A 24,868-nucleotide genomic window follows, 5' to 3' on the forward strand; every position below is an offset into this window, starting at 1 on the left:
AATGTGCGGGCTGTTCACACCAGTCCAGCCCGCTACCAGACAGCACTCTTGAATGACTGTTTTACTTTGGCACGGTATTGAGCCGCAATACCGGATATTGCTGATACTGCTGATCCCATGAAGCGTGGCGGCGTGCAAAATACTCGAGCCGAGCCGCCGGATTTTTGGCAAACGCCTCATCTGCCTTTAATTTTTTTTCAAAAGCTGCTTTCAGTTCGGGGGAGGCTGCCAGCTGTTCCCGTGCCACTTCTTCTGCCACATAGGCTTCCATATATTCTTTTTGCTCGAACATATTGTTGAACAATCCCCAGTTAACCAGTGCATCTGGTGCTTGTGGCTCGAACAGTGCCACCACCAAAGCCGACTTGGGTTGGGCTATCGGGATGAATAAAGCGCCCTTGCCGATATTTTGCTGAGTCGCCACCCAGTTTCCTTTGAGTTGTAATATCTGGTGACCTTCGACAGACTCTGGCGACAATGTGACTTTGGCAGTGGCAAAGCGCTCTGCATCAATCTGGTTCAGTCCTGCATTGAGCGTCTGAAACTGCAATCCATGAGCACGCAGCTTTTCAATGACTGAGCGGGCATGCGATGCCGGCACCAGATAACCACCCAATGGCGTCTGAACCAACGCATCAGGTAAAATCTCATCACGAAGCCTGACGCGCCAGATCTGCGGCTTTGTTTCATCATAACTGGTCATCAGTGCGCCAGAAATCTCTGATGGCTTTCTGGTGTAAGCATAACCACGGAAGTCGATTATTTTGAACTGCTCACTGGCCTTATAAGTGACCGGTATCGTTTTCCCACCGTTGCTGACTGCGCGCATATCGGCTTCCAGTGCTGTTTTTCGCCATTCTGCACCAAGTCTGGATACCTGCTCCAGAACAGAAATAATTGTATTATGAGTGATCCTGACCCGTGTTGAATAATCTTTCCAGGAATGTGTTTCGACCAGCATGCCAAATCGGTTTCTCAACTGGAAATATCCATGCGAAAAACGTGGTGCAGGCACACCGTCGGTAAATCCCGACATGGGATCATCGTCCTTATTGAACGACATATAAAAAGGTAATGGCAGCGAACCCAATTTGCTCAGGTCGGTAATCACATTATTTTGTAATACTTTTCCAGCTTCCCTGAGTGCATTATCCCCTGCATGAACCGGTTCCACCTGAATCGAAATATCATGTTCAAACTTGGCGCCATCGGTGACGTGCAGATCCACCGTCAGCAACGGATCCCATTGATTGATCAGCCGTAACATGGACTGCATTTCAACAGTATCTGCTTTCAGATAGTCCCGGTTCAGATTGTAATTCTGCGCTGTCGTGCGCCAACCCATTTGTTCCGGGCCGCGTTGATTTGGTCGGTTCCATGCACCGAATCTTTCATGGCCGTCGACATTAAAGACGGGGACAAAAATCAATACCTGTTTATCTAAGGCTTCTTTGGCTGCGGTATTGTCCAGCAGTTCTTTGAGCGCCAGAAAACCAGCGTCTTTGCCATCGATTTCCCCTGCGTGGATCCCGCCTTGTATCAATGTAACTGGCAGTTGTTTTTCTTTTGCCAGATAAGGTGTGAAGGCTGCGGTTCTGGTCGCGATCAGTGCCAGCATCGGGCGTCCCTCTGGTGTTCGGCCAAATTCCTGGCAACGGATCGCTTTGGGGTAATTTTTCTGGAAATTCCGACATAGTAATTCCACTTCATCATAGCGACCGGTTTTCTGATAAGCGCTTTGTTCGGCCAGCGTGGTCAGCGTATCCGCAGCAAAGCATGCACTGCTTGCGAGCAGCACAGCAAAATAAAAAGATAGTCGTTTCATCAGTCCGCAATCATCAAAATATCAGCGCGTTTGCTGAGGTGTGGTGAGTGGAAGTGTCGTAGTTCAGCAGGATTGAGGTTTAATCTGCTGTTGCCACCAGGCTGCTTTGCTGAGTAATGCTCCCTGATCCAGCGTGGTCAGCTGGCGTTCCTGCATTACGCATTGCCCATTGATCCAGACATGACTGACTTGTTCCCTGCCGCTGGCATAAACAATCTGGGATACGGGATCAAATAAAGGCTGGGTTTCAATGTATGACAGATCAATCGCAATCAGGTCTGCGAATTTACCAGGAACCAGGCTGCCGGTTTGCTGTTCCATGCCGAGTGCCTTGGCGCCTGCCAGGGTTGCCATTTCCAGTGCCTGATGTGCTGTCAGTGCCGACGGGTTACCGGATTCTGCTTTGGCGAGGAGGGCGGCAAGGCGGATATCGCCCAATAAATCGAGTTTGTTATTACTGGCCGCACCATCGGTGCCGATACCGACATTGACGCCGGCGTTCTGCATGGCATGAATACGGGCAAAGCCGGATGCGAGCTTCAGGTTGCTGGCCGGATTATGCGCTACGCTGACGCCAGTGTTCGCCAGCAAGGTAATTTCCTCATCGCTGGCATGAACGACATGCGCCGCAATCAGTTTTTGGCTTAACAAGCCCAGCTGATGCAGGCGTTGCAGGGGGCGCATGCCGTATTGCTGCAGGCTACTGTTGATTTCATCTTCCGTTTCGTGAATATGGCAATGTATACCGATACCGTGTTGATTTGCGGTCCGGACAATTTTTTGAAATGTTGCATCAGCCACGGTATACGGGGCGTGTGGCGCCAGCCGGAAATCGATACCCGGCTGATTTTCAAAACTGGCCCGGGCGTTCATTGCCTTTTGCAGATATTCATCGGCATTTTGTGCGTAATTGGTCGGGAATTCGAGAATGCTGCAACCCACAATTGTTCGCATGCCTGACTGAACGCCGGCACGGGCAACGGCATCATGGTAGAAATACATATCATTCACGGTGGTTGTTCCGCCACGGATCATTTCTGCCATCGCATAACAGCTACCGTCAAAAACAAATTCATCGGAAACATGCTGCTTTTCAGCTGGCCAGATATGATGATTCAGCCATTCCATGAGTGTCAGATCATCCGCCAGACCACGCAGCAGACTCATGGCCGAATGGGCATGCAGATTGATGAGCCCTGGCATCAGAGCATGTGTTGCCAGCGGAATATGCGATGCTTCGGCATATTGGCGGCGCGCATCTGCAGCAGGCAGAATATCAAGAATGCTCTTGCCTCGTATGACCAATGCATGATCGGACAGAACAGTGGCAGCAGGTTCGACAGGAATTAAGTATTGAGGATAGAGGCAGGTAGTTTGTGTCATGGCAATCTTCCGGATAAGCTGTCATTATATCCACAATGCATCAGATCACATTTGCCTATGCACTCTTTGAACAAGCTTGAATTGGCGTTCTGATTGTTGGCCGGATTTGTTCAGAACAAAAATTTAACGTGATTTTATTTTCAGGATTCAGACGATGACACATTTTGTTTTTCCCACCCCTGCAATACCGGCATTACCGATTTCTGGTTCTGATCAGTTGTTTCCGGTTAACCGGATTTATTGCGTAGGGCGTAATTACGCGGATCATGCAATAGAGATGGGCGGGACAGGGAAAGAGCCGCCATTTTTCTTCATGAAGCCGGGTAATGCGGTATTGCCGGTCAGACAGGGGGAGAGAGGAAAAATGCCTTATCCGCCCAAAACGGGAGATCTGCACCATGAAATTGAACTCGTAGTGGCAATCGGCCGGCCGGGCAGCAAGATTCCGGTGAATGAGGCAGAAAGTTATATCTGGGGATACGCTGCAGGCCTGGACATGACGCGCCGCGACTTACAGTCCGAAGCTAAAAAACAGGGGCGGCCCTGGTGTACTGCTAAGGGCTTTGATTATTCTGCCCCTGTCGGTGAACTCATGCCACGTGCCGCCACGGGCAATATCAGCCATGCCGGAATCAGCTTGTTCGTGAATGGCGCGGAGCGACAGCACAGCGAGATCGGTAAAATGATCTGGAACGTGCCGGAAATTATTTCTGCCTTGTCGGAGTTATACACGCTGCAGGCCGGGGATCTGATTTTTACCGGCACTCCGGAAGGGGTTGCCGCGGTTCAGAGGGGTGACGTGCTGGAAGGCGCGATTGATCTGCTGGGATCTTTGACTGTCGAAATTATTTAACTGAAATACGTATGAAACTGTATGGTTATTTCAGAAGCTCTGCTTCTTACCGCGTCAGAATCGGACTCAATCTCAAGGGATTGGAGTACGAACAGACTGCGATTCACCTGGTGAATCATGGCGGCGAACAATTGTCTGAGGCTTATCGCCAGATCAATCCGGAAGCTCTGGTCCCCGCATTGACGGATACGGTCGCAGAGGAGCAAGTGGTGCTGACACAATCATTTGCGATTCTGGAGTATCTGGATGAGGTGTATCCGGATCGCCTTTTACTACCAGCAGATCCTGTGGCGAGAGCAGAAGTACGCGCTCTCTCTTTGTCGATTGCATGTGAAATTCATCCGTTGAATAATTTACGTGTGCTGAAGTATCTGACGGGAACGCTGGGTGTGTCCGATACCGAAAGAAATAACTGGTACCGGCACTGGTGCGAATCGGGACTGGCTGTTATAGAAAAAAAACTGGCATCACAAAAGATACGGGGGAAGTATTGTTTCGGTGATACCCCAGGTTTTGCGGATTGCTTCCTGATACCCCAGATTGCGAATGCCCAGCGCTTCAAATGTGATTTATCAGACATGCCGGTACTGATGCAAATCAATGAAAGCTGCCAGACACATCCTGCATTTATCAAAGCGATGCCTTCAAATCAGCCTGATACAGAATAGCGGTTGTCTGGAGTCGCCAGGCGGATATCTTTTTGTGATTTTCTGGCGATCGTCTTTAGTTCGGAAGATGGCCGGAGGATCCTTCGCCTGCCAGCGCATCATTTAAAACCGAGATCAGCAAAGACCGGGTCAGTTTTGATTTGGTGGTGTAGCCATCAATTGCGAACTGATGGTTGACTTTTTCTTCTGGTGCATAACCGGGTTGACCGGTACGCAGCACAATTTTCAGATCTTTCTTTCCCAGTTCATCCCGGATGATTTTGACCAGCTTCAGGCCTGCATCCACCGTTTCCATCACCACATCGAGTAAAACCAGCGATAAATCAGGATACGACAGAATCAGATCCTGCGCTTCTCTGGCTGAATATGCATGTAAAAATTCAAGAGGCCTGCCATGAATACGAACACCATTAAGTGCCAGCAGGGTCGTGTCATGGACATTGGTATCGTCATCTGTGATCAATATTTTCCACGGATGCAGCGCTTTTTTAAGGTGAGAATCGAGCGGCTCCTCATCCAGAAAATCAATCAGGTCGTCGTCCAGACTGCCGGTAGCTGCAATATCGTGATTGCTACAGGTGTTGAGGTCATGAATGTTAACAAACCCGGTGTATCCTGATCGTTTGCCTGAGCCAATGCCGATCAGGATGCCGTTGTTTTGCAAGCCGGGCGTTTTACTGTGTTCTGCTTTCATCAGCGTTCTCCCTGGTGCTTGAATAGATTGTTTTTCTTTCCGAATAGTATGTGATGCCGTCTCCTTAATCAAGGGTATGAAAAACAACGCGATCTTCCTCAAAATAATGTTGTAAGTGACGATGATTTTTTCATTTTCCCTTGGGGGAATGGTACTATTTTGTGCTATCCACAGGAAACTTGCATAAAGTACCGGGCGCAAAATCCGATCAGCACATGATGCTGTCTGAACGCTCCGGCAAAGATGTCACGATGCGCCGTATGAAACCGACCGACAACTTTCTTACTCTGACATTAGCATTACCAGAAATTTTATGCACCAGATAAATGTTTTCTTTGTTAATGATGTGTCCGTGTTGGTATATGCATTAGCCACCTTGACTTTGCTTGCGCTGCCTAAAATCAGCGCTGATTTCAGCGCTTCCCGTTATTGGGCATTCGCGTGTGGGTTGCAGGCTTGCCGTCATGCACTGGATTTTTTTTACGGTACATTGCTTTATCTGGATATTGCAGAAACGTTTTTCTTTTTTGCGTATGCCAGTGTCCTATGGCTTGGCGTGCGTTTTTGTTTGCATCAGTCATTTCATGTAATTGAAATGATGTCAGGGCTGGCGATCGCGGTTATGTGGGTACTGGTGACGCATCTGTCGGAGTTTACTGGCGGCGGACGTGTGGCATCGAAGGTGGTTTATCCTGTTTTCATTTTTTTAGCTATTGCGATATCCGCATGGCGTTACCGCGCTAATGCCAATAGCGCATCTTCTTTGGTCATCCCGCTTGCAGCTTTGTTGATGACCGATGCAGTGATATTGCTGCTGCTGAATCTGTTTGAGGAATTTTCTAATCCAGGGCAGATATTACGTGGTGGTCGTAATCTGATCGAAATTTCAGTCATCTTTCTGACAATTTTGTCCGAAATCTCTCGTCTGAATGAAAAATTACTCTCTCAGAAAAATGAGGAAAAATTATCACTCAAAGAGGATGAGACTAAACTGCAGCAAGCTCGCATGATCTTGTTTGAAAAGATTTTCCAGCTGGTTCCTGATGCACTGCTGATTACCAGAGATAGTGATGGCCGTTATCTGGAAGTGAACCGGCACTGGGAACGCATCACGGGTTATTCACGTGAGGAATCACTGGGATGTTTCCCCGGGGAGCTTAATCTCTGGGGAGACGCATCAGTCCGGGAAAAAATGCAGTCCTTGTTGAGAGAGGATGGTGAAGTGTTCCGCTTTGATGCCGAATTCCGGCATAAAAACGGGCATCTGTTTCATGTATCTATTTCTGCCACCCGCTTTAGCGCTGGTGAGGAGACCTACGTCATGTATGTCATGCAGGACATTACTGCATTGCATGAAGCTGAAGTCAAGCGGGAAATCGCAGAGTGTGAGTTGCAAGAGCGGGAGAAAATTTTATCAACGGTTTTTCAACTGGTACCAGAAACATTAACCATCACCAAATTAGAGTCCGGACAGTATCTCGATGTGAACCGGAACTGGGAGCCTTTGAGTGGCTATACCAGAAATGAAGCGATCGGACATACTTCGGCAGAACTGAATCTGTGGGCGGATCCTCAGCAGCGTACTGATCTGATTGCCCGCATTAACAGCGATGGTGAAGTCAGAGATGTTCAGGTCGCTTTCCGACATAAAGATGGCCATATCATTCAGTGTTGTATTTCCGGAACCCGGTTTGGACTCGAAAATAAAGAGTATCTATTACTGACATCCAGAAGTATCGAGGCAGATATTCAGGCCGAGAATGCGCGGGTCGCCGCAGAAAATCTCACCAGAGAGAATGAAAAAAAATACGCAACTTTATTCCAGTTGTCCCCGATTCCGCTGGGGTTGATGGATATTGATGAGCGACAGATTTTGGAAATCAATGATATCTGGGGTCGGCAGTTTGGTTACGTGCGCGATCAGGTTTGCAATGCCCGACATGCGTATCATTTCTGGATCAGTGATCAGCAACCGGAAATGGCTATTCAACAGCTACTGAGTGGAAAAAATGTTGAGCAGGTGGAGGTGAGTGTCAGGCATGCTTCCGGCAATGTAATGACGTGCCTGATGTCCGCCAGACTGATGAATGTGAATACCGGAACGGTATGTATTTTTTCATTGATGGATGTCACCCGGCAGTACCAGATTGAGAAAGAAATCCGGGAGATTTCAAATGAACTGGAGTTGCGTGTTGAGCAGCGTACTCAGAATCTGCAGGAGACCAATGCCGAATTGGCTTGTGCGATGGAATCTCTTCGGCACACTCAGGAAGAACTGATCCGTTCCGAAAAAATGGCTGCGCTAGGCTCACTAGTTGCAGGAATCGCTCACGAATTAAATACGCCACTGGGAAACAGTGTGACTGTTGCCAGCACATTGCAGGATCAGACGCGCGAGTTTTCTGCGATGATTTCAGCCGGTCAGTTGAAGCGCTCTGCACTCGACCAGTATCTGGAGGTGGCAACACATGGCGCCGACCTGCTGATGCGCAATCTGGAGGCAGCGCGGGATCTGATTGGCAGCTTTAAACAGGTGGCCGTTGATCAGTCCAGTAATCAGCGAAGAACCTTCGATTTAAAACTGGTGTTGGATGAAATCGTTGCTACCTTGGCACCGATGTATAAAAAAACACCCTATACATTGACGCTGGATTTGCAGGCAGGGATTAAGATGGACAGCTATCCTGGCCCGCTGGGGCAGATCATCACGAATTTCGTGACGAACGCGATTGTGCATGCGTTTGATGGCCGTGACCAGGGGGAAATACGTGTGAATAGCCGGCTGGTGGGTGACAGCGAGGTCGAAATTATTTTTTCGGATGATGGTATCGGTATCGGTGAGAGCGATCAGAAAAAAGTGTTCGATCCATTTTTTACTACCAAACTGGGGCAGGGCGGCTCAGGGCTCGGCATGAATATTGTCTACAACCTGGTGACCGGCGTATTGGGTGGTGAAATTCGTCTGCAAAGCAAGACTGGTGAAGGAACCAGTTTCATACTGTTGTTGCCTTGTGTCGCACCGTATATCTCAGGCGAGCTGCCGGCCGTTCAGTGATCCGGATGACATCTGTAACGCTGTGTACAGATTTCGCTATTGCAGTACAGATCAACTTTTCGATGGCCTTATGATGTCGTGATGAATCTAATGTCATTGGGAACTTTTATTTTCATGATATGTCTGAGCCGGGGAAATTCTCTTCTGTTTCCGTAAGTATCACTTATATCATTTCTCCATGCCCACGCGATTCCCAAGTTTTCCCCTGAACCTGATGATACTGTCGGTTTTACTGACCTGCCATTCCTTCTCATACGCACAACAGAGCAGCGCTACACCTCCTGTTACCGCGAGTGACACGGATGCTTCTGTGAATGAACAGAAAAAAAAGAAACGGCCTAATAGCCCCCCGATACAGAAGGTCGAAGTACAGGGTAATCGCACGTACGATGAGCGCCGTCAGGATACGGCAACCAAAATCGTTGTGACACAGGAAGACATTGTCCGTTACGGAGATACCACGGTCGGCGATGTGCTCAAGCGTTTACCCGGTATCACGATCGGAGGTGTGCAGGGGCGAGGTGGTGAGATCCGTATGCGCGGTCTCGGTTCCGGTTATACCCAGATTATGCTCAATGGCGAGCCCAGTCCACCCGGGTTTTCACTCGATTCGCTGTCGCCCGATCTGATTGAACGGATTGAGATCATCCGCGCAGCGACGGCAGAATACAGTACCCAGGCGATCGCTGGAGCGATCAATATTGTCTTAAAAAAAGCAGTACAGACCGCGCAGAAAGAAATTAAGATCGGCGGCCAGCAGGATGGTGGTCAATGGGGCGAAAATGCCAATTTCCAGATTTCTGATAAGGCGGGACGTTACTCTTATTCTATCTCGGGCAACCTGAATCACGGTCGCTATGAGCGTCCCTCTTACTTTGACGAGGTCGGCACCAACGCGGCCGGGCAAACAAATTTACTGCGCCATACCGATCAGCTGGGATGGGGAACTTTTAATGGCGTCGGGTTGGCACCGCGTGTGAATATTAATCTCCAGAATGGAGATACCATCACTACCCAGAGTTTTATTAACGCCAGCCGGTTTTCCGGGAATTTTTCAGAAAATTCTCAGACGGCGATGGGATCATTACCAACGTATGTCAGTGACCTGCAGCGGGTTCAATCAGATTTCGCCATGATCCGGACCAATCTGAACTGGATTCATAAGCTGGCGGACAGCGCCAAGCTGGATGTTAAACTGGGACTGAATTATAACCATCGTAATTCCGACGTCGATCTGCTTGGTTATGGCCTGAATGCCGCTCAGATACTGGATCGTAAAACGACTTCGGGCGCTAGTGACAAAGGTCTGACAATCAGCGGTAAATATTCCGCACCGTTGATTGAAGATCATGCTTTTGTTGTCGGCTGGGATGGTGCATATAGTAAGCGGAATGAAGAGCGACTGCAGAATGACGTGGTCAGTGCCGGTAGCACGTTGACGCCGATCAATCTGAATGAGATATTTCATGCAGATGTGACGCGTATAGCTTTATTTGCCCAGGACGAATGGAATGTCACCAAACAGTGGTCTGTCTATACCGGTTTGCGCTGGGAGGCGTTGAATACCCGCAGTCAAGGCAGTGCTTATAGTGAGGTAAGGAATAAATCCAGCGTCTGGAGCCCGATTTTACAAACATTGTGGAAGCTGCCGGACAGTAAAAATGACCAGGTGCGATTCGGTATTACCCGCACCTATAAAGCGCCGGATACGGGCCAGCTGATCCCCCGTCGCTATATCTCAAATAATAACAGTGCGACCAGTCCTGACAGTATGGGAAATCCTGAGCTGAAGCCAGAACTGGCTTGGGGCATTGATGCCGCATTTGAGCATTATCTTTCTGACGGCGGCATGCTCAGCGCCAGTGTTTATATGCGCCATATTAATGACATCATTCGTACGCAATTGAATTATCTCAATGGCTTATGGGTGACGATGCCGGTCAACGATGGCGTGGCAAATACCAAGGGTATTGAGCTGGAAGCGAAGTTTCCGCTGCGTTCCGTCATGAAGGATGCTCCAGCGATTGATTTTCGTGCCAACCTGTCTTTCAACTGGTCGGATTTGAAAACAGTTCCGGGGCCGAATAACCGCCTGGATTCTCAAACACCTGTCAGCGCGAATATCGGTCTTGATTACAAGCTCGATAATCTACCGTTGACTATCGGTGGAAATGCCAGTTTCCAGGATGCAGGTCCGGTCAGAATCTCGGTCGCACAAAGCAAATATTCTGTGCCAAAGCGAGTGCTGGATCTGTATGCCTTGTGGAAATTTGATCCTAAAACCACGCTCAGGATTTCACTGGCGAACATGCTACATCAGGATAATATTTCTTCCAGTACGTATGCCGACAACAGCGGCTCTGTCACGCAGACAAATATAACGCCGACAACCATCGCCGTCCGTGCCATGTTTGAGCATAAATTTTAATCAGAGTGTCGTACCGAAAAAAGCCAGCAGGTGCTGGCTTTTTTATGGTCATTAACGCTGACTCAGGAAACGTACTGTGGTTATTTAGTTCGTTTGCGGCAGGTTAATGGCAGATATTCCGGCGGCAGGGTAGTTTTGTCTTCCCCTTTGACGGTCATTTTATCCGGCACGGCACCGCCGGCGCATACCCAGGTAACCGGAACGATATGTGCATCCTCAATCACCGCTGGACGCAGGGTCAGTATTTTTTTTTGAATAGCGTTGCTGGCGCTGTTTCCAAAGGTGATATGTATTGCACCGTTATCTACGGTGACGGCGCTGACATAGGCACCGACAATTTTTTCAGGCACGGGCAAACCGGCAGACAGGTTATTCAGTGGTAAATCCTGATTGCTGACCCAGGCAGCCTGAACCGGCTTTTTGACGAAAGCAGTCAATGGTATTGATGCCTCAATCTGGTCTTTTACCATCTTATAGAGCAGGGATGGTGCTGCCATTGTGCCCAGTATGGCGATGATGGCAATCACTGCGAGAACTTCAAGTAAAGAAAAACCGTTTTTTGTTTTCATATGAATTCAAAAATGCAGAAGGAGCGAGCGCGGACTGTTATCCTGACACGACACGATTGCAACATCCCTGACAAGAGCATGACATCATCACCGCGATCACTGATAATGCTGTTTCGTTATGCGCACGCTGCTCAATCCGGAACAGATAAGAACTGATAAACCAATAATCCGATGACTGAATTGATGAATGAACCGATATTTTTCTGGGGCGTTAGCTCGACGCCGCTAGAAATTTTTTCCTTTGCTTTATCGGTATGCACAGTTGGATTAAATATCCGTCAGATACATTGGGCCTGGCTGTTTTCTATCCTGTCCTCCGCCTTATATGGCATCGTTTTTTTTCACTCCAGATTATACGGCGACATGGGTTTGCAGCTGGTATTTATTCTGGTGTCAGTGTGGGGTTGGGTATGCTGGTTACGCGGTATCGGAGAAGTTTCTCTGCCTGTATCCCGTTTGACGATGCAGCAATGGGGGGCTTCGGTTGTGGCATGGGCGACTGGATTTGTGCTGCTGGCCTGGTTTCTGAAAGTGCAGACCGATACCGATGTGCCTCAGATGGATGGTTTTCTGACGGCCGGCAGCTTATTGGGACAGGTTTTATTATCAAGGAAAAAAATAGAAAACTGGCTGATCTGGATATTGGTTGATCTGTTGTACGTGGGTTTATATCTGTACAAGAATCTGGTGTTAACTGCGGTTTTATATGCCGTATTTGTGATAATGGCGATGGCCGGATGGCGCGTATGGAGCGGGGCAGGCAAGGTATGAATGTGCAAAAAATCGCGATACTGGGCGCGGAATCATCCGGTAAATCTGCATTGGCAGAGGCACTGGCGATACGCTACCAGACTGTATGGGTTCCAGAGTATCTGCGGGAATTCGTTGAGCAGCAGCAGAGAGTTCCGCTTGCCAGCGAACAGGCTGGCATCGCCCGGATACAGTTGGTGCGCGAAGCGGCTGCGCTGCAACAGGCGAATCACTGGCTTTTTTGCGACACCACACCGCTCATGACGGCGATATACAGCGAACATTATTTTTCTGCGCCGGACTCTGAACTGGTCGCGCTGGCAGCTGCACACAATTATGACTTTACGCTGGTAACTGCTCCCGATTTGCCGTGGGTACCCGACGGTTTACAGCGCGAATCTCCTGTCGTCAGGGCAAAAATCCATGAACGCCTGATGGATATTCTGGAGGAGCGTGGCATTCCTCATTTGCTGATTGCGGGAAATTTGTCGCAACGCGTGGAACAGGTCGAATTTGCCTTATCATTTCTGAGTATGTAAAAAAAGCCATTGATTTGATATCAATGGCTTTTTTCTTGGCCGTATCTCGCCGGTTTACGGATGCGGTTATTTCCAGGCGATCTTCTTCTGTTACTGACTTTCCATCAGGCTTCTCAGATGCTCTGCCTTGCCCGGATGACGCAATTTTTTCATGGCTTTGGCTTCGATCTGACGAATTCGTTCGCGTGTCACTTCAAATTGCTTACCAACTTCTTCCAGTGTGAATTCGCTGGCGGTATCCAGTCCAAAGCGCATACGCAACACCTTGGCTTCGCGTGGACTCAGCGAATCCAGTGCTTCTTTCAGTTTTGCCTGTACGGATGCCTGCATGGCGGAGGCCATAGGCGACATGGTGGCATTGTCTTCAATGAAGTCGCCCAATTGGGAATCACCATCATCCCCGATCGGTACATCAAGAGAAACCGGCTCTTTCGCAATCTTGAGGATTTCTCTGACTTTGACTTCAGGTAAGCCCATTTTTTCTGCAATAGCTGCCGGCTCTGGTTCCAGTCCGCTTGCTTGCAACAACTGACGTTTGATGCGGTTCATTTTGTTGATAGTTTCTATCATATGTACCGGCACGCGGATCGTGCGCGCCTGATCGGCAATCGCACGGGCAATGGCCTGGCGTATCCACCATGTTGCATAAGTGGAGAATTTATAGCCGCGTCGGTATTCAAACTTATCCACGGCTTTGAGCAGACCAATATTACCTTCCTGGATCAGATCAAGGAATTGCAGACCGCGATTGACATATTTTTTGGCAATCGAAATCACCAGTCGCAGATTAGCCTCGGTCATTGCGCGTTTGGCTTCGCTGGAACGCTTTTCACCGGCAATCATTTGCTTGTTAATTTCACGCAGTGCATTCAGTGGCAGTTCAACGTGCTCTTCGAGCCGGATCAGTTTTTGCTGTAATTCCCGGGCGGCATGAATTTGACGTGACAGAACAGCAGCATAAGGCTGCGAAGACAGAATTTCTTGTTCCAGCCATGCCGGATTGGCAGCATGAATGCGCAACATTTCGATGAAATAAGCACGGGGCATGCCGCATTTATTCACGAGCAATTCCAGCATCTGTTTTTCTGTCTGACGCAATTCTTTCATCTGTTTGCGCAGTGTATCGCATAATTTTTCAGCCGCTTTCACGGTAAAACGCATGCCTTGCAATTCACGCGACACGGCCTGTTGTGCGCGCGTATATTCAGCAGATACATAACCATGTTGTTCCCGCGCAGATTGCATCTGCGCGAAATAGCGGCGAACTAATGTAAATTTCTGGAGCGAAGCAGTTTTCAGTTGCTGCAACTGTTCATCGCTGATTCCGGTGACCTGTTCCGAGACGGCATCGTCGTCATCTTCAACTTCTTCATGATCGTCGGCATCATTCAACATCAATGCCGACGCATCACTTTCTTCGGGATTCAGCAAACCATCAATGACGTCATCAATACGGGTTTCGTCTTTTTCTACCTTGTCAGCAATCAGCAGGATTTCTTTGATCGTCACAGGGCAGGCAGAGATCGCCTGAACCATGTCTTTCAGGCCTTCTTCGATACGCTTTGCAATTTCAATTTCACCGCTACGCGTCAGTAGTTCAACGCCACCCATTTCGCGCATATACATGCGCACAGGATCCGTGGTGCGGCCAAAGTCGGAATCAACAGTCGCCAGTGCCGCTGCGGCAACCGACTCTGCCTCATCGTCACTGACGGCGGTATTGGTGGTATCGGTCAACAGCATCATGGCTGCATCCGGAGCCTGATCGTAGACAGCAATCCCCATATCATTCAGCGTACTGATCACCTCCTGAATCATCTCAGGATCGGCCACTTCTTCCGGCAGATGGTCATTGATTTCCGCATGCGTGAGATAGGAACGGTCTTTGCCAAGCCGGATCAGCTTGGTAAGCTGCTTGCGATATTGTTCCAGCTGTGCTTCGTTATTCACAGTGCCGGGCTTTTTGGTTTTTGCGCGGGCAGCCCGTTTGAGTTCGGCAGACTCTGCCGCATTGAGCGCCTGAATTTCATCATTCTCAAAAGCATATTCGCTTGCTTTGCGTCCGCGTTTTGCCGGTTCTTTTATTTCTGGCAAAACATAGCCGGACGTGTCAATCACGCTGCTTGGAGGCGAAGATTTCAACGTAGTTGTTTCGGCGATGCGGGTTGGCGTGCTTGCCGTGATTTGTGCTGATCTGGCAGTCTGAGGTGGAACCTGGGCAGATACCTGAACCTGTGATGGCACTGAGGAGATCGCCTGGGGGGCAACCGGTTTTGGTATTACGACCGGTGTCGGGACAATTGTCTTGACTGTCACGGAACGGACTTCACGTTTTGCGACAGAGACGGAATTGTTTTCCTGGTCAGACAACAGCAATTTCTTGGCAACTTTCGGGGTAGTTTTCCTGATGACGGCGGCCCGTGGTTTGGCAATATCTGCGCCGGTCAGAGTCAGTAACTCCGCTTTTAAATCGGCACGGATATCTGTCTTTTCTGTCTTAATAGTTTCTTCGACAGCAGTGGCGATATTGTCCGAATCGCTGTCCGGTTTGTCTGTGCTGTTGCAGTTTTCCGGTTGTACCGCTAATTCGGCTGGAGGCGAGACTGTTTCATCTGCAGTCATGTTGCTGATGGCTTCTATTTCTTCCGCAGTGAACGCTTTGACTGGGGTAACAATCGCTTCTGCCATCACAGGCTGAAGACGGGAGCGACGTCGGGTGACGACCGTAACCGGGGATGCTGCGCTGGTATTTGCCTGCGTGACATGTTCATTTTCCTGAACCTGTGCGGATGCAGGCAGTGCCGGGCGGCTGGCTGGTTTTTTGCCTAAGGTCAGTGTGGAGCCTGTCTTGGGAATAGAAATAGTTGAATCAGTTAAGCTGTTTTTCATGTAGCAAAATCGAGTACGACAACAAAAGCTTGTCAGAGTGTATGGTGATGGCAATAGCAACAGGCTGTTGACAATCAAACGTTTCAGATCAACGACCGGTACGGACGAAAAAGCCCGCTGATGAAAGCGGGCTGCGCTGGTAAAAGCGATTCGGTTACCTCGCACCACGACTTATCTGAAGAGACGCGAGGGCAGAATTATCCTCGGGTTGACACTTCTTGACAAGTTTTGTATTCGTTTCCTGAAAATTTAATGAGGCGTTATTGTAGCGATTTATCGCGTACGACATGGCGCTGCGGTATCCCGTTACGATCTGCAGATAGATCACCGTTATTTTTTATTTATGCAATCAAAAATTTAAGTCAAAACAGTATGTTGTTTTAAAATTATTTATATCTTTATTGAGATTTTGTGATGAGAGTGGATCTACTGAAATACGTGCTATCGCTCAGAGTCATTCAAGTCAGGGCGCGTACCTGCCGGACAGCTGCAGCCGAACGATGAATCCGGCTAAATGATGAGCATAGGCATGGTTGCAGATAAAGCCTATCATGTAGGTAGGCGTATGCAGACATATTCACTGAGTCGGGGCAATTGGACATAACCGGGAAGACGGTCATGAAAACAAATAAGTTACCCATGATTTTTCTGACAGCCTGGACTCTGTGCTCCTGTTCGGTTTTTTCGGATAGGAAACATCAGTCAGACGGTTTTTATACAGGAGCAGCGATTCAGGAAATCAGCGTTGAGCGCACGCAGGATGGCCGTCAGTTTGTTACCAGCCTGTCGCCGCAATTTGTGATGGAGCGTTTTGAAACACGGAATGCGGGACGCACCATCATTTATGTCGCTCTGACCGATGGAGATACTGGCGGCCTGATATTCATCGATAATCATTTATGGGCAACGGTATCTAGACAGGATGCGCTGGCTTTTTACAGCTGTCGTGGTTATGTCACGGCTGTTCAGCAGCACTGGGCTAAAGAGGCGGCACGGTGGGTGGACACCTTGTTGGCAGCATCGCAGGAAACGCATAGCATCACCCTGCACCTGACAGGCAAATCCAGTTTGCGTAGTATTGTCGAAGTGGTCAATGACCCATCTTTATCACAGGTTAGTTCCCTGATTGATCTGGGTAGCAATCCGCTCGGTATCTTCAGAAAGCTCAGTTCTGCCCGGGATACGCTGGTCGAGCACGATTATTATCAAAAAACTTTGCAGCGGTTGATCGGCGTTACTACCGGCATGGAAGAAAAAAAAGTCGCGGAAATCATCAAACCTGAGGATGTTTCCTTTGTGAATGGCGGACTGATCATGGCCTATCCCCGTTTTTCACTGGAGTATTTCGTCAGTAACGGCATTGTGAAGGTGGTGCAGCAGCCATCGTTTCATCAGCTGTCGCGTAGTCAGGCAGCATTGTTCTATCTGCCTGGGACAAAATGGGATCAATGCACTTTACAGGGCTGGCGCAATGCAGTACCAGCCCAGACATTTGATGTGCTGCCACATACAGCGCCATAATCCTGTCATCAGGAAAGCAGCCGGTATTAAGGCTGTATGCGCCAGTTCAGTGGTTTATTGGCGGTATCGGTCACCGTGGTCATTTCTTTAAAAACACGCGCTTGCAGCGCATCAGGCAAACGGACAAAATCGACGCTGTTGACGAAGCGATCACCATTCATGAATGCCCAGGTAAAGAACTTCAGGGTGGCGCTGGTTTTTTCCGGCTGCGATGTCATTTGCGGCAGGATAATGAACGTGCCCATGGTAATCGGCCAGGATTTTGCACCAGCCTTATCAGTCAGCATTTCCTCAAAATTACCCTGATTTTTCCAACTGCTGTTTGCCAGTGCTGTCGAAAATCCTTCTGCTGACGGCATCAGGAATTTCCCATCCCGGTTCTGCAGTTGAACAGCATCCAGCTTATCTTGCACCACATAGTTATAGTCAATATAGCTGATGGAATAAGGTGTTTTTTTGACTGTCGCAGAAATTGTGCTGCTGCCTTTGACCTGATTGAGTTTCTGATTCCAGTTGATCGTGAAATTTTTTCCGAAAGCGGTTTGCCATGCTTTATCTACCTTGCTGAGGTAATCGGTAAAGTTATACGTCGTCCCCGAACCATCCTGGCGGACAATGACTTCGATGGGTTTCGACGGTAAGCGGAGATTGGGATTCAATGCCTGAATTTCTGCGGCATTCCATTGTGTGATCCGCGAGGAAAAAATACCTGCCAGCAGTTCACCGTTCATGTGCAATTCACCGGACTTGATACCTGGCAGATTGGTGATGATCACCACGCCTGAAATAGCGGAGGGAAATTGGATCAGTTTCGATTTTTTTAACTCTGCTTGTGGCAGTGCGACGTCGCTGGCACCAAAGTCAATGCTGGCTTCTTTAATCTTTTTAATACCGGCCGATGAGCCCACAGCCTGATAATCGATTTTATCGCTGGTGGATTTGGCGTAAGCTTCCGCCCATTTTTGATATAAGGGCGCGGCGGCAGAGGAGCCGGCACCTTTGATCTCAGTTGCCTGCGAAGCGATGGAAAATAAAAGTAGCGATGATGTAATGTAATGAAGGTATTTCATGATGATTTAGGCAATATTCGATGCAGTTGGCGGAAAAATAGGCGTGATTATCTCACGATGTCTATAAGGATTGCTTGGCGGGAAGTATTCGTAATGCCGTTGTCATCTGATCACGTTACTGTTTACGTCAATTGCTGAAGCGTATATGGTTTATATTGTTTTCATTTTTATTGGAGATTGACATGGCGACCACTGCGGTTAAAAAAGAGACGGTAACGACCAGAAGCCCTGCTGCGAAAAAGCCGGTCGCTAAAAAAGCGGCCCCAGTTACTGCGGCAAAAAAAGCGGCACCGGTGCGCACTGCTGCAAGAGTAGGTAAAACGGAGGCTGTCGTACGTACAAAAGCGACTCCGGCAAAACCGGAGGTGGTTGCCGACATTAAGATCCGTAAACCCAAACTGGTGCGTGACAGCTTTACGATGCCGGAAGCAGAGTATGCCGTTCTCGGGCAGGTGAAGAAAGCCTGCCTGAAAGCCGGTATTGAAGTCAAAAAAAGCCAGCTACTAAGATTGGGCCTGGTTTTGCTGAATAAAACAGATGTTCCTGCTTTAAAGAAACTAATTGCCGAGCTGGCACCTCTGAAGGCCGGCCGCCCTAAGAAAGAAAAGTAATCCGGTAACGGAAGGGCAGGAAAACCCACTTCACTCTCTATTCGTTGCAGAGAAAGGGTTTTGTTGTATTTTTGTCTGTCACAAAACCGACATACAACTGTCATCTTGCTGAAGTAATCGTCCTCTATTCTTCGCCTGTCGAATTAACGACATCCAGCGATTACAAGAGGACGATGAATGCGATTACTCACGATACCAGCAGATGCGAATCCCAGTTTTTCCAAGCTGAGCCTGAGTCTGGCAACCACCCCGGAAGAAGTGACTGAAGTTCAGCGCCTGCGTTACAAAGTGTTCATTGAGAGCATGGGACTTTCTGCGCTGTCGAATCCGGAAGGTCTGGATAAGGACGACTTCGACGCATACTGCGATCACCTGATTGTTCGTGACAGCAAGACATTGAAGGTAGTCGGCACCTACCGTATTCTCGGCCCGAATGCGGCGCGCGAGATTGGACGTTATTACTCTGAAACAGAATTTGATTTATCCCGCCTGCAACATATCCGTGGCAGCATTGCGGAAGCCGGGCGCGCCTGCATTCACCCGGACTATCGCAGCGGCGCTGTGATCATGATGTTATGGGCTGGTCTGGCGGCTTATATGCGTCGTGAGCGCTGCTCGCACCTGATCGGCTGCGCCAGTATCAGCCTGACTGACGGCGGGCAAAACGCTGCAGCGATTTACCGCAGCCTGACAGAGCGCGATTTCTGCCCGCTGGAATATCGTGTGACACCGCACGTACCATTTCCTTTGGATGAAATTGACACCAGTAATGTAGAAGTCAGAATCCCTCCGCTGCTGAAAGGCTATCTGCGCGCCGGCGCCTGGGTTTGTGGCGATCCTGCGTGGGATCCTGATTTCCACAGCGCTGATTTGTTTGTCATGCTGCCTCTCGCCAATCTGGACGGGCGCTATGCTCGCCATTACGGCACAGGGGAATAAACCGTGAAAGCCGCTGATCAGTTCCTGAGCAAGAAGTTATATAAAACCGGAAAAAAGGAAGTAACCCGCTTCCGGACAATCTGGATTTCTGATTTGCATCTGGGAACCAGCGGCTGCCAAGCGACCAAGTTGCTTGAATTTTTAAAAGCGACGGAATCTGAAACTCTGTATCTGGTCGGAGATATTATCGATGGCTGGCAATTAAAGCGGCGCTGGTACTGGGATCAGACGCATAACAATGTGGTGCAGACTGTTCTGAAAAAAGCCAAGAAGGGAACCAATGTCATTTTTGTTCCCGGTAATCATGATGAGTCGATACGACAGTTCATTGACCTCGATTTTGGCGGTATCAAAGTCCGTGACGAACTGGTGCACACTACTGCGGATGGTAAGCGTATGCTGGTGCTGCATGGTGACCGGTTTGATGGTGTGATTGCCTGTGCCAAATGGCTGGCATATGTCGGCGACAGTCTATATACGGTAATTCTGAAATTTAATCAGATATTCAATCAGTGGCGAGCACGTGCTGGCTTGCCTTACTGGTCTTTGTCTCAGTACCTCAAACTGAAAGTTAAAAATGCGGTGAGTTATATTACCCAATTTGAAGACGCCCTGGCAGAAGAAGCGCGTCGCAAAGGGGTGGATGGCATTATTTGCGGTCACATCCATAAGCCTGAAATTCGTGAGATTGACGGCGTTTTGTATTGTAATGATGGCGACTGGGTTGAAAGTCTGTCGGCGTTGGTTGAGGATGCGCAAGGCCAGCTGCGACTGATTACCTGGCATGACGTGGTACCGCATGCAAACCGCATGGAAGTACCGGATCCCGATCAGGAAATCGAGCATGAACTCGATGCGGAAGTGGTGATATGATCAGGGAGTCACCTGTAACGTAGCCTTGGCTGTTTAGCTCAAAATATTTTTTCTTTATCAGTCAACGTCTTATTTCACCACCAGATCTGGCGACATGATTGCTTTGAGGTAAGTCATCAGATTTTCCGAATCCCGCTGCTTCTGAGAAATCCACCAGACATTGGCTTTTCTGACACTGTGCTCCTGCAGCGGTTGATCCAGCAATTCCCCGACAACTTGTCCAAGGTAAGGCTGGTGCCCAACGATCAGAACGGGTTCCCGGCTGTTGGGCCAGTTGGCGGCACGCAGGATATCGATCGCGGTCGCTTCCGGCGATAATTCAGGCATGATTTTAATTTTCCGGCCGCGTACTCCCAGCGCTTCAGCAGTGTCTCTGGTGCGGATAGTCGGGCTGACCAGGATGCGACAGGTATCCGGCAGCGTGCTGTCAAGCCAGTAAGCCATTTTATTTGCCTGCCTTAAGCCTTTGCCGGTCAGTTTCCGGAATTCATCCGTCATTGTTTCGCTGACCGGTTCTGCTTCTGCATGTCGCCAGAGTATCAGATCCATTATTCTTCATCCGAATCGGAAAGGGAGCCGAGTTGTTGCATCAGATATTGCTGGGCGCAGAAACGTGGCTGGTTGCCGCGTACTTTTTTACGTTCATAATGCCCTTCTGAGTCCAGTAACCAGGCATTCAAATTGTCTTTCAGATAAGGGTCGAGTCCTTCGGAAATGACGCGTTTTTTCAGCGATTTTTCCAGAACTGGGAAGGCGACTTCAATGCGGCGGAATAAATTTCGATTCATCCAGTCTGCGCTGGCCAGATAAACATTGTGTTCCAGATCGTTACGGAAGTAGTAGATACGGCTGTGTTCCAGGAAACGGCCAATGATGGAACGCACCCGGATATTTTCAGACAAACCTGGCACGCCGGGGCGTAGCGCACAGGCGCCGCGTATGATCAGATCAATTTTGACGCCATCTGCCGAGGCTGCATACAGGGCGCGGATCACTGATTCATCCAGCAAGGCATTCATTTTGGCGATGATACGGCCTGGTCTGCCTTCGCGGGCAATGCGCGCTTCGTTGCGAATGGCTTTGATGATTTGCGGTTGCAGCGCAAATGGCGCCAGCCACAGGTGTTCAAATTTCTTGGGTTTGGTCAGGCCGGTCAGGTGGATGAAGACCTCGTTAATTTCAGCAGCCATTGCCGGATGTGCGGTCAGCAGGCCAAAGTCGGTGTAAAACCGGGTTGTCGAAGGGTGGTAGTTGCCCGTTCCCATATGCGCATAATGGCGCAGGATCCCGCCTTCTTCCCGACGGATCACGAGTGCCAGTTTGGCGTGGGTTTTCAGTCCGACCACGCCATACACAACCTGGGCACCGGCACGTTGCAATTTATCTGCCCAGTTGATATTGGCTTCTTCGTCAAAACGGGCCATCAGTTCCACGATGACGGTGACTTCTTTTCCAAGACGGGATGCCGTGATCAGCGACTCCATCAGATCGGAGTTCATGCCGGTTCGATAAATGGTCTGTTTAATGGCGACTACATTAGGATCGAGCGAGGCAGAGCGGATAAAATCGATGACTGTCTGGAACGGCTGGAATGGGTGATGCAGCAAGATATCCTGCTTGCGCAACAAAGTGAAGATATCGTTGTGTGAGTATTTGGCGACAGCTTTGGCCGAAAACGGTGGGAAACGCAGGTTTGGCTGTTTGACGTAATCGACGATTTCTCCCAGTCTGACCATATTGACCGGACCATCGACCGGATACAAACGGTCAGGGTCGAGAGCAAATTGCTCAAGCAGGAAGCGAGCTAAATCTTCAGGACAGTTTTTTGCCACCTCAAGGCGAACGGCAGCACCAAACTGGCGGGTCTGCAGTTCACCCTGCAGAGCCTGGCGTAAATTTTTAACCTCTTCTTCATCCACCCATAAATCACTGTCACGCGTTACCCGGAACTGCGAGTAGTTAATGACTTCCCGGCCATTGAACAGGTCTTCAATGTGTGCGTGTATGACTGATGATAGCAGGCAGAAAGAAAGTCCGTTCGGGGAGATTTCATCTGGTAGTTTAATGATGCGCGGGAGTACCCTGGGAGCTTTGACAATCGCAATGCCCGTACCGCGGCCGAACGCATCTTTGCCCGCAAGAGATACGATAAAATTCAGACTCTTATTCACCACTTGCGGGAACGGGTGTGCTGGATCAAGACCAATTGGCGTCAGCAAGGGTCTGACTTCTCGCTCAAAATAAGACTTCACCCAGGCACGCTGCGCTTCATTCCGTTCAGAATGACGCAACAGATGAACACCTTTTTTGGACAACTGCGGCAGAATTTCCTGATTCAGTAGTTCATATTGACGTTTTGTTAACTGGTGACACTCGTTGCTGATTCGTTTCAGCATGGCCAGAAATGCCGGATGTTCGACCAGTTCGCCATCGACCGTGTTCTGTGCCAGTAAACTGGCAACCCGCACTTCAAAGAATTCATCAAGATTACTGCCGACGATGCACAGATATTTCAGACGTTCCAGTAACGGAATACTGCGGTCCTCGGCCTGAGCCAGCACACGCCAGTTAAAAGCAATCTGCGACATTTCCCGATCCAGAAAGATCACGGTTTTAGAAAGATCGGTATTATTTTTAGCACTGGAAGAAGAGGCGAGTGTTTTATGAGGCGGATTGGCAGCTTGAACCGGTTTGAGCGCATTCTCATCGATTGAATTTTTATTCTCAGTTTCCGATGGCATGTTTTTAATTTCTGGGTTTGGCATAAGGGTCCGCATGTCACAAAGGCTATCCTATATATAGGAGGTTCATTTTAATGAGGCTGAATGACAAGTTTATGACAAAAAAAATGACAAGAAATAAAATATTTCATAACGTGTGAAAAGTGTCATTATCTTGTCATAATTGGCTTGTAGAGTGCGCAGCGTAGTAACGAATACATGTAATTTAACCTTGAGGTGAACATGCAAATCAATCGTGTCGTTAAATCCCTGGTTGCTGCAATTGGTGCAGTGGCTGCATTTTCTGTTGCTCAGGCAGCAGATATCACTGGCGCAGGTGCGACCTTCCCTTATCCGATTTATGCAAAATGGGCTGAGGCTTATAAGAAGGCAACAGGTAATGGCCTGAATTATCAGTCGATCGGTTCCGGTGGTGGTATCAAGCAAATCAAGGCGAAGACCGTTGACTTTGGTGCTTCCGATATGCCTTTGAAACTGGAAGAGCTGGATGCTGAAGGTTTGACTCAGTTCCCGGCGATTATCGGTGGTGTGATTCCTGTGGTGAATCTGGATGGTGTTGCTCCAGGCAAGATGAAAATGACAGGCGAAGTCCTGGCTGGTATCTACATGGGCAAAATCACCAAGTGGAATGCTGCAGAAATCGCTGCGATCAATCCTGGCGTTAAATTACCTGCAGAAGACATCACAGTCGTGCACCGCTCTGATGGTTCCGGTACTACATTCCTGTGGACTGATTATCTGAGCAAAGTGAGTGCTGAATTCAAGACAGTAGTTGGTTCTTCCACTGCAGTGAAATGGCCAGTCGGTCTGGGTGGCAAGGGTAATGAAGGTGTTGCTGCCAACGTTCAGCGTATTAAGAATTCCATCGGTTATGTGGAATATGCTTATGTGAAGAAAAATAAAATGACTTACACACTGCTGAAAAATGCAGATGGTCAGTTTGCTGAACCTGATGATGAAAACTTCAAAGCCGCTGCAGCTGGCGCTGACTGGAGTAAGGCTCCTGGCATGTACCTGGTGCTGACCAACCAGCCAGGTAAGCTGACATGGCCTATCACTGGTGCTTCCTTCATCCTGATGCACAAGTCCCAGGCTGAAGCAGAAAAAGGCAAAGAAGTATTGAAGTTCTTTGACTGGGCATTCAAGAACGGTGGCGCAATGGCAACTGAACTGGAATACGTTTCTCTGCCGGCTCCGGTTGTGAAACTGATCGAAGATGGCTGGAAAGCAAAAATCAAGGATGCTTCCGGTAAAGCAATCTGGTAATTGGTTTTTACTCAGTAAGATGTACCTGCCTTGGTCGGTAGTTAAGGTGGGTCTGCAACAAACAGGGGGCGGTCCGGTACGTGTTGCCGGACTGCCTTTCGGTGGAAATGACACCCATGCCTACATCAATGTCCTCCGTCACTATGACCGCATCATCCGTAAGTCACGCAGCCTCTGAGCATAAAAATAATGAA

Annotated in this window: 20 protein-coding genes; 12 read left to right on the forward strand and 8 right to left on the reverse strand. The window is 49.0% G+C overall.

Annotated elements, in window-relative coordinates; translation table 11 throughout:
• Nucleotides 1-61: 61 nt before the first annotated feature.
• Entirely contained in the window at nt 62-1,825 is a 1,764-nt protein-coding gene (locus HV832_RS13350) for a M14 family metallopeptidase (RefSeq protein WP_176804354.1), read from the reverse strand.
• Between the two features lie 63 nt (nt 1,826-1,888).
• Nucleotides 1,889-3,208, reverse strand: coding sequence for a TRZ/ATZ family hydrolase (locus HV832_RS13355; RefSeq protein ID WP_176804355.1), 1,320 nt, complete (start codon nt 3,206-3,208; stop codon nt 1,889-1,891).
• A 154-nt stretch (nt 3,209-3,362) separates the two neighbouring features.
• Between HV832_RS13355 and HV832_RS13360 the strand changes: the two genes are divergently transcribed.
• Nucleotides 3,363-4,061 (forward strand): fumarylacetoacetate hydrolase family protein, encoded by a 699-nt coding sequence (locus HV832_RS13360; protein ID WP_176804356.1) that lies wholly within the window; start codon nt 3,363-3,365, stop codon nt 4,059-4,061.
• An 11-nt stretch (nt 4,062-4,072) separates the two neighbouring features.
• Nucleotides 4,073-4,729 (forward strand): maleylacetoacetate isomerase, encoded by a 657-nt coding sequence (gene maiA, locus HV832_RS13365; RefSeq protein WP_176804357.1) that lies wholly within the window; start codon nt 4,073-4,075, stop codon nt 4,727-4,729.
• Between the two features lie 55 nt (nt 4,730-4,784).
• Here maiA and HV832_RS13370 read toward each other — a convergent pair whose 3' ends face one another.
• The gene (locus tag HV832_RS13370) at nt 4,785-5,423 is read right to left on the reverse strand and encodes a response regulator (RefSeq protein WP_176804358.1); all 639 of its coding nucleotides are present in this window, start codon (nt 5,421-5,423) and stop codon (nt 4,785-4,787) included.
• A gap of 313 nt (nt 5,424-5,736) precedes the next feature.
• Here HV832_RS13370 and HV832_RS13375 point away from each other — a divergent pair, with 313 nt between their 5' ends.
• The gene (locus HV832_RS13375) at nt 5,737-8,478 is read left to right on the forward strand and encodes a PAS domain S-box protein (RefSeq protein ID WP_176804359.1); all 2,742 of its coding nucleotides are present in this window, start codon (nt 5,737-5,739) and stop codon (nt 8,476-8,478) included.
• A 310-nt stretch (nt 8,479-8,788) separates the two neighbouring features.
• The gene (locus HV832_RS13380; RefSeq protein WP_176804360.1) at nt 8,789-10,906 is read left to right on the forward strand and encodes a TonB-dependent receptor plug domain-containing protein; all 2,118 of its coding nucleotides are present in this window, start codon (nt 8,789-8,791) and stop codon (nt 10,904-10,906) included.
• A gap of 80 nt (nt 10,907-10,986) precedes the next feature.
• On the opposite strand, the gene HV832_RS13385 is transcribed toward HV832_RS13380, so the two are convergent.
• Entirely contained in the window at nt 10,987-11,475 is a 489-nt protein-coding gene (locus HV832_RS13385; RefSeq protein ID WP_176804361.1) for a pilin, read from the reverse strand.
• A 183-nt stretch (nt 11,476-11,658) separates the two neighbouring features.
• Between HV832_RS13385 and pnuC the strand changes: the two genes are divergently transcribed.
• Both pnuC and HV832_RS13395 read left to right on the forward strand, forming a co-directional pair.
• Nucleotides 11,659-12,246 carry a nicotinamide riboside transporter PnuC gene (gene pnuC, locus HV832_RS13390; RefSeq protein ID WP_176804362.1) on the forward strand — a complete coding sequence of 196 codons (588 nt, stop codon included), beginning with the start codon at nt 11,659-11,661 and terminating at the stop codon, nt 12,244-12,246.
• Nucleotides 12,243-12,764 (forward strand): AAA family ATPase, encoded by a 522-nt coding sequence (locus tag HV832_RS13395; protein ID WP_176804363.1) that lies wholly within the window; start codon nt 12,243-12,245, stop codon nt 12,762-12,764. Before pnuC ends, HV832_RS13395 begins: the two co-directional genes overlap by 4 nt.
• A 90-nt stretch (nt 12,765-12,854) precedes the next feature.
• Here HV832_RS13395 and rpoD read toward each other — a convergent pair whose 3' ends face one another.
• A complete protein-coding gene (gene rpoD, locus HV832_RS13400; protein WP_176804364.1) occupies nt 12,855-15,653 on the reverse strand; it encodes an RNA polymerase sigma factor RpoD in 2,799 nt (932 codons plus the stop codon).
• Nucleotides 15,654-16,271: 618 nt separating this feature from the next.
• Between rpoD and HV832_RS13405 the strand changes: the two genes are divergently transcribed.
• Entirely contained in the window at nt 16,272-17,174 is a 903-nt protein-coding gene (locus HV832_RS13405) for a hypothetical protein (protein WP_176804365.1), read from the forward strand.
• Nucleotides 17,175-17,200: 26 nt separating this feature from the next.
• Here the strand turns inward: HV832_RS13405 and pstS (HV832_RS13410) are convergent, their stop codons facing one another.
• Nucleotides 17,201-18,244 carry a phosphate ABC transporter substrate-binding protein PstS gene (gene pstS, locus HV832_RS13410; RefSeq protein WP_176804366.1) on the reverse strand — a complete coding sequence of 348 codons (1,044 nt, stop codon included), beginning with the start codon at nt 18,242-18,244 and terminating at the stop codon, nt 17,201-17,203.
• A gap of 182 nt (nt 18,245-18,426) precedes the next feature.
• Between pstS (HV832_RS13410) and HV832_RS13415 the strand changes: the two genes are divergently transcribed.
• The 3 genes from HV832_RS13415 (at nt 18,427) to HV832_RS13425 (ending at nt 20,667) form a co-directional block, all read left to right on the forward strand.
• Entirely contained in the window at nt 18,427-18,855 is a 429-nt protein-coding gene (locus HV832_RS13415) for a hypothetical protein (protein WP_176804367.1), read from the forward strand.
• Nucleotides 18,856-19,032: 177 nt separating this feature from the next.
• Nucleotides 19,033-19,794, forward strand: coding sequence for a GNAT family N-acetyltransferase (locus HV832_RS13420; protein ID WP_176804368.1), 762 nt, complete (start codon nt 19,033-19,035; stop codon nt 19,792-19,794).
• A gap of 3 nt (nt 19,795-19,797) precedes the next feature.
• Complete coding sequence (locus HV832_RS13425; protein WP_176804369.1) at nt 19,798-20,667, forward strand: UDP-2,3-diacylglucosamine diphosphatase; 870 nt, start codon at nt 19,798-19,800, stop codon at nt 20,665-20,667.
• 69 nt (nt 20,668-20,736) lie between these two features.
• Here the strand turns inward: HV832_RS13425 and HV832_RS13430 are convergent, their stop codons facing one another.
• Nucleotides 20,737-21,216, reverse strand: coding sequence for a SixA phosphatase family protein (locus tag HV832_RS13430; RefSeq protein WP_176804370.1), 480 nt, complete (start codon nt 21,214-21,216; stop codon nt 20,737-20,739).
• The gene (gene ppk1 / locus HV832_RS13435; protein WP_223827336.1) at nt 21,216-23,432 is read right to left on the reverse strand and encodes a polyphosphate kinase 1; all 2,217 of its coding nucleotides are present in this window, start codon (nt 23,430-23,432) and stop codon (nt 21,216-21,218) included. Before ppk1 ends, HV832_RS13430 begins: the two co-directional genes overlap by 1 nt.
• A gap of 198 nt (nt 23,433-23,630) precedes the next feature.
• On the opposite strand from ppk1, the gene pstS (HV832_RS13440) reads away from it, so the two are divergent.
• Both pstS (HV832_RS13440) and HV832_RS13445 read left to right on the forward strand, forming a co-directional pair.
• The gene (gene pstS, locus HV832_RS13440; RefSeq protein WP_176804371.1) at nt 23,631-24,674 is read left to right on the forward strand and encodes a phosphate ABC transporter substrate-binding protein PstS; all 1,044 of its coding nucleotides are present in this window, start codon (nt 23,631-23,633) and stop codon (nt 24,672-24,674) included.
• 19 nt (nt 24,675-24,693) lie between these two features.
• The gene (locus tag HV832_RS13445) at nt 24,694-24,852 is read left to right on the forward strand and encodes a hypothetical protein (protein ID WP_176804317.1); all 159 of its coding nucleotides are present in this window, start codon (nt 24,694-24,696) and stop codon (nt 24,850-24,852) included.
• Nucleotides 24,853-24,868: the final 16 nt, after the last annotated feature.

The sequence above is a fragment of the Cognatundibacterium oligocarboniphilum genome, assembly GCF_013377855.1.
Lineage (GTDB): Bacteria > Pseudomonadota > Gammaproteobacteria > Burkholderiales > Burkholderiaceae_D > Undibacterium > Undibacterium oligocarboniphilum.